At 73.2% G+C, this 10200-nt stretch carries 12 protein-coding genes and 1 pseudogene; 8 read left to right on the plus strand and 5 right to left on the minus strand.

Translation table 11 applies throughout. The features are described 5' to 3' along the window. Window positions 1–278: pseudogene (locus DKL51_RS35225) on the plus strand (hypothetical protein); the annotation flags it as partial. A 20-nt stretch (window positions 279–298) separates the two neighbouring features. On the opposite strand, the gene DKL51_RS27605 reads toward DKL51_RS35225, so the two are convergent. The 3 genes from DKL51_RS27605 to DKL51_RS27615 all read right to left on the minus strand — a co-directional run bounded on the left by DKL51_RS27605 (window position 299) and on the right by DKL51_RS27615 (window position 3189). Further along, window positions 299–2347: an amylo-alpha-1,6-glucosidase gene (locus DKL51_RS27605; protein ID WP_109944346.1), complete on the minus strand. Its 2049-nt coding sequence runs from the start codon at window positions 2345–2347 to the stop codon at window positions 299–301. Continuing rightward, window positions 2344–2724 (minus strand): SCP2 sterol-binding domain-containing protein, encoded by a 381-nt coding sequence (locus tag DKL51_RS27610; RefSeq protein ID WP_109944345.1) that lies wholly within the window; start codon window positions 2722–2724, stop codon window positions 2344–2346. Before DKL51_RS27610 ends, DKL51_RS27605 begins: the two co-directional genes overlap by 4 nt. 90 nt (window positions 2725–2814) lie before the next feature. Continuing rightward, on the minus strand, window positions 2815–3189 hold the full coding sequence (locus DKL51_RS27615) for a DsrE family protein (RefSeq protein ID WP_109944344.1): 375 nt from the start codon (window positions 3187–3189) through the stop codon (window positions 2815–2817). A gap of 12 nt (window positions 3190–3201) precedes the next feature. Here DKL51_RS27615 and mtfM point away from each other — a divergent pair, with 12 nt between their 5' ends. Both mtfM and DKL51_RS27620 read left to right on the plus strand, forming a co-directional pair. Beyond that, entirely contained in the window at window positions 3202–3306 is a 105-nt protein-coding gene (gene mtfM, locus DKL51_RS36985; protein ID WP_043966460.1) for a small membrane protein MtfM, read from the plus strand. Window positions 3307–3361: 55 nt separating this feature from the next. Further along, window positions 3362–3949: a heme-binding beta-barrel domain-containing protein gene (locus DKL51_RS27620; RefSeq protein ID WP_109944343.1), complete on the plus strand. Its 588-nt coding sequence runs from the start codon at window positions 3362–3364 to the stop codon at window positions 3947–3949. Here DKL51_RS27620 and DKL51_RS27625 read toward each other — a convergent pair. Beyond that, complete coding sequence (locus DKL51_RS27625; RefSeq protein ID WP_109944342.1) at window positions 3930–4808, minus strand: aminotransferase class IV; 879 nt, start codon at window positions 4806–4808, stop codon at window positions 3930–3932. The genes DKL51_RS27620 and DKL51_RS27625 overlap by 20 nt on opposite strands. Window positions 4809–4877: 69 nt before the next feature. On the opposite strand from DKL51_RS27625, the gene DKL51_RS27630 reads away from it, so the two are divergent. From DKL51_RS27630 to DKL51_RS27645, 4 genes are all read left to right on the plus strand, one after another. Continuing rightward, a complete protein-coding gene (locus DKL51_RS27630; protein ID WP_109944341.1) occupies window positions 4878–5306 on the plus strand; it encodes a Fur family transcriptional regulator in 429 nt (142 codons plus the stop codon). Continuing rightward, entirely contained in the window at window positions 5303–6415 is a 1113-nt protein-coding gene (gene ygfZ / locus DKL51_RS27635; RefSeq protein ID WP_109944340.1) for a CAF17-like 4Fe-4S cluster assembly/insertion protein YgfZ, read from the plus strand. The genes DKL51_RS27630 and ygfZ overlap by 4 nt, the downstream gene beginning before the upstream one ends. A gap of 126 nt (window positions 6416–6541) precedes the next feature. Then, complete coding sequence (locus DKL51_RS27640; protein ID WP_109944339.1) at window positions 6542–7369, plus strand: beta-keto acid cleavage family enzyme; 828 nt, start codon at window positions 6542–6544, stop codon at window positions 7367–7369. Window positions 7370–7463: 94 nt separating this feature from the next. Beyond that, complete coding sequence (locus tag DKL51_RS27645; protein WP_109944338.1) at window positions 7464–8423, plus strand: asparaginase; 960 nt, start codon at window positions 7464–7466, stop codon at window positions 8421–8423. Between the two features lie 363 nt (window positions 8424–8786). Here DKL51_RS27645 and DKL51_RS27650 read toward each other — a convergent pair whose 3' ends face one another. After that, window positions 8787–9584, minus strand: coding sequence for an alpha/beta fold hydrolase (locus tag DKL51_RS27650; protein ID WP_165823087.1), 798 nt, complete (start codon window positions 9582–9584; stop codon window positions 8787–8789). A 112-nt stretch (window positions 9585–9696) separates the two neighbouring features. Here DKL51_RS27650 and DKL51_RS27655 point away from each other — a divergent pair. After that, on the plus strand, window positions 9697–10200 hold a 504-nt coding region (locus tag DKL51_RS27655), incomplete at its 3' end, for a helix-turn-helix domain-containing protein (protein ID WP_148097857.1).

Raw genomic sequence — 10200 nt, forward strand, 5'->3', positions numbered from 1 at the left:
TCACCGAGGCGCTGCGCGCGCTCGGCGCTACGGCCGGCGGATCGCCCGAGCTCTCCGTCGCGCCCTGCCCCGGGGGCAACGGTCTCGCCCGGACCGCCCGGACCACCGCCCCGGCCGGTGCGAACCCCTTGGCCACCGCGCTCGCGCCGCTGGCCGCCGGCCCCGTCGTCCTCGACACCCCCGAGGGATACGCCTACCGCCGCGGTCCGGTCACCGTTCTCGCCGAGCGCACCGGCGACCAGCTCCACCTCACCGTCACCACCCCCTGCACCGCCTGACCCGCCCGGGGGCGGGTTGGTCAGTGGGCGTGGTCGTGCGGGCCGCGGCTGCGGCCGAGGGCGTCGACGCGGCCCCACCGGCCGGGGATGTCGAGCAGTTCCACCCGGCCCATCCCCTCCGGCACGGCCGGGTCGATGATCAGGTGCTCGCCCTGCGGTTCCAGACCGAGCATCACCCGGAGCAGCAGCAGCGGGGTGCCGGCGGACCACGCCTGCGGGCTGCACGCGGTCGGGTACTCCACCGGGTAGTCGGTGAGGTTGCGCTCGTACCCGGCGAACGCCTCGGGCAGCCGCCCGTCGAAGAACCGGGAGGCGCTCAGTATCCCCTCGCAGATCTGGCTGGCCTCCTCGCGGAAGCCGTACTTCCACAGGCCCCAGGCGATGATCGAGTTGTCGAACGGCCACACCGTGCCGACGTGGTAGCCGACCGGGTTGTACCGCCCCTGGTCGTCGGCGAGGGTGCGCACCCCCCAGCCGGAGAAGAGCCGCGGCCCGAGCAGGTGCTGGGCGACCAGACCGGCCCGGGACTCGTCGACGATGCCGCTCCACAGCAGGTGCCCGATGTTCGAGGAGAGGGCGTCGACGTGCCGGCCCTCGGCGTCCAGGGCGAGCGCGTAGTACTCCTTCTCCGGGATCCAGAAGTCCCGGTTGAACCGTTCCTTGAGTGCGGCCGCCTCGCGCTCCAGCCGGTCGGCGTACGCGGGGTCGTTCCAGAACTTCCGGGCCAGCCGCGCGCCGCGCAGCTTCGCGTCGTAGGCGTACCCCTGGGTCTCGCAGGTGGCCCGGGGGAAGCCCGGCAGCCGGCCGTCGGAGTACGACACCGAGTCCCAGGAGTCCTTCCAGCACTGGTTCTGCAGGCCGGTCTCCGGGTTGCGGGTGCTGTACCAGACGTAGCCGGTGCCGAGCAGGTCGCCGTACCGGTCGATCCAGTCAAGCGCCGATCGGGCCGCGAACTCCAACTGCCGGATCAGCGTGGCGTCCCCGGTCCACCGCTCGTACTCGTCGAGCAGGATGACGAAGAGCGGGGTGGAGTCGGCGGAGCCGTAGTAGGGGGAGTGCGGCTGCTCCTCGAAGCCGGCCGTCTCGCCGTACCGGAGTTCGTGCAGGATCTTGCCGGGCTCCTCGTCCCGGAAGTCGTCCAGCCGGCTGCCCTGCAGGCCGGCGAGCATCAGGGCGGTGGGCGGGATCAGCGCCGGCAGGAAGGGCAGCACCTGGAGCGAGGTGAAGATGCTGTCCCGGCCGAAGAGGGTCATGAACCAGGGCAGGCCGGCGGCGAGCAGTCGCACGCCGAGCGCGATCGACTCGTACCGCAGCGCGGCGATGTCGTTCAGGCTGCGCCGGTACGCCCCGGCGAGCGGCTGGCAGTCGCAGCCGAGCTTCGGTGCCCGGTCGATCAGCTCGTTCTGTTCGGCGTGGATGTTGCTGGCCGTGCGGTGCCCGCCGAGCGGCAGGGTGGCCCGGATGTCCTCGCCGCGCGCCCCGTAGATGACCGTCGCGACCTGCAGCCGGGTGGTCCACTCGCCGTGCGGGCCGACCCGGATCCGGAACGTCATGCCGGACTCGTCGATGTCCGCGGGCGCGGTCGTGGTGATCACCACCGCCCGGTGGAACGCCTCCCGGTGGTAGCTGAGCCGCAGCTCGTTCTCGCCGACGGTCGGGGTGGTCCGGCCCTTCTTCTGCCGCTGGTGCTTGATCTCGAAGAGGTCGGCGAAGTCGGCGCCCATGTCGACCCGGAGGGTGAACTCGACCTCCTGCCCCGAGTGGTTCAGCACGGTCAGTTCCTCGGCGAAGCTGCCGCCGATCGAGCGGCTGCGGATCACCGAGACCTTGGCGTCCAGGTAGTGGGTCGGCTCGCCGGGGACGAGGAAGTACCGGGTCCGGTACGACTGCGCGTCGTCGATGGAGAGGGCGTGCAGCCGTTCCCCGTTCAGGGTCAGCAGCCAGGTGGAGAGGAAGCGGGTGTCGAAGGAGAAGAGCCCGGTGGGGAAGTCGAAGGACGGCTCGATGTCCCCCTGCCGGTCGCTGACCAGGAAGGTGTTGCCGTCCAGGATGCTGACCCGTTCCCTCATGTCGCCCGTCCGGCCTGCTGGCGTGCCATCTGGCACGGGTCCCGGGTGCCCGGCGGGTCGGGAAAGAAACGGCGGAAGGCGAGGAAGAGCACCACGTTGCCGCTGAACGTGGCCTCGTTGCGGAAGACGGCGGCCACGGCCTGGTCGCGGCCGGTGACCAGCCGCTCGAACAGGTCCTCGCTGCTGCTCCAGACCGCGTCCGCCGGCCGGCTCTCGCGGCTCACCCGGGCGCTGCCTGGACCCATCTCGACCAGCCAGTGCTCGGTGCGGTGCCCGTTGCTCAGGTCGATCTGGAGGGTGCCGATGGCCGGGCCGTGCAGCACCGCCGGGGCGCGCGCCGGCAGTGACGCGAAGAACCGCTCGGTCGCCTCACCCACAACCGAATCGTAGGCAGCGGCCCGACAAGTCGGGTCAGTATCGGCAGTCCGCCCGTATCCGGCAGTTCGGACGCGAGCGGGATGGTGGCGTCAGTACACCAGCGCCTGCGCGCCCTCGGCCATCGCTTCCTCGACGAAGACCGCCGCGCCGGCGATCCGTACGCCCGGGATGACGTCGCCGGGGCCGATGTCCCGGCGGGCGGCGCACTGGGTGCACGCGGTGACCTTGCCGGTGGTCAGGATCACGTGCAGCAGCTCGCCCAGCGGGGCGGAGTGCGGCAGCTCGAACTCCTGCGCCCGCCCGGGCAACGCGAACCAGGTCGACTCGCCGGTCAGCCAGAGCGACACGTCGACCCCGGCGGCCGCCGCCGTGGCGGCGACGGTGAACGCCTGGGCGCACCGCTCCGGGGAGTCCGCGCCGGCGGTGGCCTTGACGACGAGAGTGCGGGCCATGGAGCCCAGCATAGGATGGCCGGGATGGTTACCGAGATCGGGTTCGTCAGCCTGCTGGTCGCCGGCCTGGGCGCGCTCGCCGGTGGCCTGGTCTACGTCGCCGTACGCATTTCGAGAGGTAGATGGTGAGCGCGAGGAGTGAGCCGGGTTTGCGAGCCCCGCAGTCGCGAACGAAGGTGGCCCGGTGAGCGAGAACCCGCTGCAGCCGCCGTGGCTGAACGCGCCGCCGGTCGACCCGTACCCGTACGAGGAGAGCCACGACCTGCGCGTCGGCCCGAAGCTGCACCCGAGCCTGGACGGGCTGCTGCCGTACATCGGGGTGTGGCGCGGGCGCGGCCGGGGCGGTTTCCCGACCATCGAGGACTTCGACTTCGCGCAGGAGATCCGGATCAGCCACGACGGCCGCCCGTTCCTGTTCTACGAGTCCCGCGCGTGGATCCTCGACAAGCAGAGCCGGCCGGTTCGCCCCGCCGGCCGCGAGGTCGGCTGGTGGCGGCCGGTGTTCGACGGTGACCGGGTCACCGACGAGCTGGAAGCGCTGATGACCACGCCGACCGGCGTGATGGAGCTGCACATCGGCAAGCGCAAGGGCACCCAGATCGAGTTCGCCACGGACGCGGTCGTGCGCACCGCGACGGCGAAGGAGGTCACCGCGGGGGCCCGGCTCTTCGGCATCGTCGAGGGCGCCCTGCTCTACGCCCAGGAGATGGCCGCCATGGGCCACGCGCTCAGCCCGCACCTCTCCGCCCGTCTCATCCGCGTCGGCGGCTGACCCCCGACGGTTCGGGAACCGGGAAGCCCAGCAGCGCCTGCAGGGCACCCGTGTGCGGGGAGGGCGCCAGTTCGGTGCCGTCGAGGGTGCGGACCTCGACCAGGCCGCGGACCGACGAGGTCAGCCAGACCCCGTCGGCGACGCACAGCTCGGCGGCGCCGGTCATCCGTTCCGCAGCGGTGAAGCGCAGTTCGCCGGCGTGCTCCAGGAGCCAGCGGACGGTCACCCCGGGCAGGATGCCGGTCGTCGCGGCCGGCACCGTGCAGAGGGTCGACCCGCTGAGCCAGACCACGTTCGCGCTCGGTCCCTCCAGCACGTAGCTGTCGGTGGAGACCCAGAGCACGTCGTCCACCCCGTTGCGGGCCGCCCAGCGGCGGGCCGCGGTGCTCGCCCCGTACGAGGTGGACTTGATGCCGGCGGGCAGCCACTCCAGGCCGGGTCGGGCCTCGGCGGGCACCCCGAGGGGAAGGGTGGCCACCGTCACCCCGTCCCGGCGGGCCGCCCGGGCCGCCTCGGGCACCTCGGCGAGGGTGGCGTAGACGGTCGGTGGGCCGCCGCTCTCCGGTCCCCGGGTGCAGACCAGCCGCAGCGCCCCCTCCACCTCGGCCGGCCAGCCCGCCCGGACCGCGTCCAGCAGCTCGACCAGCGCCCCGGCGGGCGGCAGGGACAGCTCCACCGCGGCGGCGCCGGTTCGGAGCCGCGCCAGGTGCGCGTCGAGCAGCCACGGCCGCCCGCCCCGCAGGTGCATGGTCTCGAAGAGCCCGTCGCCGCGCAGCACGCCCAGGTCGTCGCCGCGCAGCACCGGCTCCTCCGGCGGTACGACGCCCCGCCCGAGCACGGCCATCCGCGATGCCACCATGCCCGTCGAGCCTAGTGCCGTACGTCATCAGCGGCCGGCCCGGCGCGGCGACCGAACTATGATCGGACGGTGTCCGAATCCTCCCTTGCGGAACTGCTCCGCTCCCGTGGGCTGCGGCTGACGGCGCAGCGGCAGTTGGTCCTGCAGGCGGTGCTGGAGCTCGGGCACGCCACGCCGGAGCAGGTGCACACGGCGGTCCGGGAGGTCGCCGCCGGCGTCAACATCACCACCATCTACCGGACGCTGGAGCTGCTGGAACGCCTCGGCCTGGTGACTCACACCCACCTCTCGCACGGTTCGCCGACGTACCACGCGGCCGGCGAGCACCAGCACGTCCACCTGGTCTGCCGGGAGTGCGGCGGGATCGACGAGATCGATCCGGAGCTGCTCCGCCCGCTCGCCGATCAGCTGGCCGCGCAACGGGGATTCCAGGTCGACATCGGGCACGTGGCGCTGTTCGGCGTCTGCGGCCGCTGCGAGGACGGGGAACGTAAATGATCGACATCGCGGGAGCGGTGGCCGCCGAGGCGATCGACGAGGAGACCCGGGACCAGCCGGAGGCGGTGCACCGGGCGGCCGGCGTCCGGGGCGTGGCCGCCCACTACGGCGACCCGATGCGCGAGCAGCGGACCCTCACCACGGCGGTCGGTCTGGTCGACCGGTCGCACCGCGGCGTGGTCGCCGTGCCGGGCGAGGAACGGATCGGGTGGCTGCACACCCTCACCAGCCAGCACCTCGCCGCGCTGACCGCCGGCCAGGGCACCGAACTGCTGGTCCTCTCCCCGCACGGGCACATCGAGCAGCACGCCATGGTCGCCGAGGACGGCGTGACCACCTGGCTGGACACCGAGCCCGGCGCCACCACCGGCCTGCTGTCGTACCTGGAGAACATGCGGTTCTTCAGCAAGGTCGAGCCGCGGGACGTGACCGCCGACTACGCGCTGCTCTCCCTGGTCGGGCCGGAGGCCACCGGCGCGCTCGGCACCCTCGGCGTCGCCGGGCTCGCCGAGCCCGACGTGGTCGCGGTGCCCGGTCCGAAGTTCCGCTCCGGCGAGGTCCCGCCGCGGGCGACCGCCCGGTACGACGTCAAGCCGCTGCCGGTCGGCGGCTGGGCCCGCCGGGTGCCGCTCGGCGTGGATCTGCTGGTGCCCCGGGACGCGATGACCCAGGTGGTGGACGAGCTGCGCGGCAGCGGCGTGCCGGTGGCCGGGCTGTGGGCGTACGAGGCGGTCCGGGTGGCCGCCCGGCGGCCCCGGGTCGGGGTGGACACCGACCACCGGACCATCCCCGCCGAGGTGGACCTGATCGCCCCGGCCGTACACCTCGACAAGGGCTGCTACCGGGGGCAGGAGACGGTCGCCCGGGTGCACAACATGGGCAAGCCGCCGCGTCGCCTCGTCCTGCTCCACCTGGACGGCGTCACCACCGACCAGCCGCCGACCGCCGGTACGCCGGTGACCCTGGACGGCCGGACGGTCGGTTTCGTCGGCACCGCCGTGCACCACTTCGAGCTGGGCCAGATCGCCCTCGCGGTGGTCAAGCGCAACGTTCCGGACGACGCCCGCCTGCTGATCGGGGAGACCGCCGCCGCCATCGAACCGGCGTAAGGGTGCCGTGTCAACGCACCAGAAGCGGGAAGTTTTCCGCTTCTGCGGGCGGACGCAGATGATTCTTCCGTCCTGACGTGCGCTGGCCGTCGACCGGAGGCGAGCCGGGCGTCTAGGATCGCCGGCATGACGACAGGGACGTTGATCACGGTTGCCCCCACCGGTGCGGAATCGGCCAAGGCGGAGGTGCCGGCGCTGCCGGTGACCCTCGACGAGCTGGTGCTCACCGCCAAGGAGTGCGAGGCGCTCGGCGCCGCCGTGATCCACGTCCACATCCGCGACGACGAGGCGAAGCCGACCCTCGACCAGGGCCGGCTGCGGGACACCGTCGCCGCGCTGCGGGAGAGCACCGACCTGATCGTGCAGCTCTCCTCCGGCGGCGCGGTGACCGACCCGGAGGCCGACCGGCTCGCGGTGCTCGACGCCGCCCCCGACATGGCCTCCTGCACCATGGGCACGGTCAACTTCGGCGACGACGTCTTCCTCAACCGCTGGGAGTTCATCGTCGACCTGCACACCCGGATGCAGGAGCGGGGCATCGTGCCCGAGTACGAGATCTTCGACCTGGGCCACCTGACCGCCCTCCAGCGCCTGCTCGGCAAGTACGGCCTGCCGCACGGCGGGCACGTGCACGTCGACTTCGTGATGGGCGTCCCGGGCGGCATGCCGGGCACCGCCCAGACGCTGGTCGCCGCCCACCAGATGCTGCGCGACCTGCCGGAGGGGACGACCTTCTCGGCCACCGGCATCGGCCGCAGCACCATCCCGGTGCTGCTGGCCTCCCTCTCGGCCGGCGGTCACCTGCGGGTCGGCATGGAGGACACGGTCACCTACGCCAAGGGCCGGCCGGTGGAGTCCAACATGCAACTGGTCGCCCGCGCGGTCGGCTTCGCCCAGCTCGCCCAGCGTCCGCCGCTGACCACCGCCGAGGCCCGCGAACTGCTCGGCCTGTAAGGCGAGCCCCGCCGTCCACCCCTGTCGCCCGGTCGCCGACGGGCCTGGTCACCCCGGTTCCGGGCCCGCTCGGCCGCTCGGTACCGTCCACTCCGTGGTGAAGACGTACGAGGGCGGCGTGCCGCTCGCCGAGGTGGTCCGCTCCGACTTCGTGGAGGGGCTGCACCGCGGCTCGGTGGTGGTACTGGATGCGGCCGGCGCGACGGTGGCCGGGGCCGGGGACGTCGACTCGCCGATCTTCCCCCGTTCGTCGAACAAGCCGATGCAGGCGGTCGGCATGCTGCGCGCCGGTCTGCCGCTGACCGACCCCGCCGACGTGGCGCTGGTGTCGGCGAGCCACGCCGGCGAGGAGTTCCACCTGGCCCGGGTCGCCGGCCTGCTGCGCGCCGCCGGGATCGACGAGTCCGCCCTGCACTGCCCGCCCGACCTGCCGGTCGGTGAGGCGGCCCGGGACGCGGTGCTGCGGGCCGGCGGCGGCCCGACCCGGCTGCAGATGAACTGCTCCGGCAAGCACACCGGAATGCTGCTGACCTGCCTCGCCGCCGGCTGGCCGCTCGACGGCTACTGGCGCCCCGAGCACCCGTTGCAGCAGCGGCTCCGGGCCGCGATCGAGGAGTTCACCGGCGAGGAGGCGGCGGCGGTCGGGGTGGACGGCTGCGGCGCCCCGGTGCTCGCCGTCTCGCTGACCGGGCTGGCCCGGGCGTACCTGCGGCTGGTGTCGGCGGAGCGCGGCACGGTGGAGCGGACCGTGGCCGACGCGATGCGGGCGTACCCGGAGCTGGTCGGCGGCACTCAGGCGGACGACACCCGGCTGATGCGTGGGGTGCCCGGCACCCTCGCCAAGGTGGGTGCCGAGGGCGTCATCGCCGCGGCGGTCCCCGGCGTGGGCGCGGTCGCTCTCAAGATCGACGATGGCGCGGCGCGGGCGCGGATGCCCGTGCTGGTCGCCGCGCTGCGCCGGCTCGGTGTCGACGCTCCGGTGCTGACCGAGTACGCGGAGGTCCCGCTGCTCGGCGGCGGCCTGCCGGTCGGGGCGGTCCGCGCCGTCTGGTGACCGCCCGCCCCCGGGGCCGCTACAGGCGGGCGGTGCCGGCCGTCGCTCCGGGGCCGCTACGGGCCGAGGGGTGCTGGCCTTCGCCGTCCGACGCGCGGCCGCTTACTGCCGATCACCCGACATGGGTCTCGGGCCGCCCCGGACTCGGGCGGAAGTGGGAGAGCCGGTGCCGGTCGGCCGGTCCCTCCCGACGACCGATATGACAGTGAGCGATATGACTCCGAGGCATAAATATGCCTGAGAGTCATATCGCTCGGCAGGCACCTGCCTCCGCCGGTCGACACGCTGGTGCCGGTGGAGGCGAGCTGCCCGTCTCGCGGCACGACGGGCTGAGGCCGCCCGACCGCTGGGGAGCGGCCGTCCTCAGGGGAGGAAGTCGAGCAGGGCGGCGTTGACCGGTTCGGGGCGTTCCAGCGGCAGCAGGTGGGCGGCGTCGGGCACGTCCGGGAGGCGTACCGCGTTCGGGGCCTCGGCGGCGATCCGGTCGGCGAGCCGGAGGAGGTCCGGCAGGTCGGCGGCGCCGGCGCCGACCAGCACCGGCATCCGCAGCTCGCCGAGGCGGCCGATCGCCGGTGGGTCGAGTTCCCCGACCTCGATGGCGCTGAGCGCCTGCTCGGCGGCGAGCGCCCGCCGGTCCATCTCCTCGGCGAACCGGACGAATCCCGGGTCCACGTCCTCGGGGCGGCGTCCCGGGCCGACGACCCAGAACCGCACCTCCGCGGCCGCGGCGGCGTCGAAGTCCTCCGGGTCCACCTCTCCGACCAGGTCGTCCCAGAGCTGTTCGGTCTCCTCCGACCACTCGTTGCCGGAGACCGGGGCACCGAAGAGGGCCAGCGCGGAGATCCGGTCCGGGTACGCCAGTGCGGTGTCCGCCGCCACCCGGCCGCCGAACGAGCAGCCGACCAGGGCGGCCCGTTCGATGCCGAGGGCGTCCAGCAGGCCCACCACGTCGTCGTGGTGGGCGAACCCGGCGGGCGGCAGTTCGGAGTCGCCGTAGCCGCGCAGGTCGACGGCGATGACGCGGTGCCGGGCGGCGAGCGCGGGCACCTGCCCGCGCCACATCCGGCGGTCGGCGATTCCGGCGTGCAGCAGCACCACGGGTGAGCCCTCACCGGCCTCGTCGTACGCGAGCACGGCGCCGTTCACTTCGATCTTGGTCACCACCGGACGGTACGTACCGGACAGCGGACGCGCAACAGGCTATCTGAGACCTTGCTAACTCCGGCTAGCGTTTTGCTTGCAGGAGTTAGCAGGCAGGAGTTAGCGTCGAGTCATGGCCACCAGCAAAGACCTTCCCGACGTCGGCGGGTTCATTCGCGATCTGCGTCGCAACGCGAAGATCTCGCTGCGGCAGCTCGCCGAGCAGGCCGGCGTCAGCAACCCCTACCTCAGCCAGATCGAGCGCGGCCTGCGCAAGCCGAGCGCCGAGGTGCTCCAGCAACTGGCCAGCGCGCTGCGAGTCTCCACCCCGGCGATGTACCTGCGGGCCGGGCTGCTCGACGACAAGGAGGGGCAGGGCGTACTCGCGGCGATCGCCGTGGACCCCGAGCTGACCATGGCGCAGAAGCAGTCGCTGACCCAGATCTACGAGACGTTCCGCCGAGAGAACGCGCGGCTCGCCGAGGCGACCGCCGCGGCCGAGGGCGCGAACGAGCCCACCCCGGCCAGCCGACCCGCCGAGGCTCCGCAGGCCCCGGCCACCACCACGCCGGCCGCGACCGGCCCCACGACGCCGGACGGCACCCCGACCGAGGCGGTCCTCGAGTCGGTCGCCGTC

This window comes from Micromonospora globispora (assembly GCF_003857015.1).
Taxonomy (GTDB): domain Bacteria; phylum Actinomycetota; class Actinomycetes; order Mycobacteriales; family Micromonosporaceae; genus Micromonospora; species Micromonospora globispora.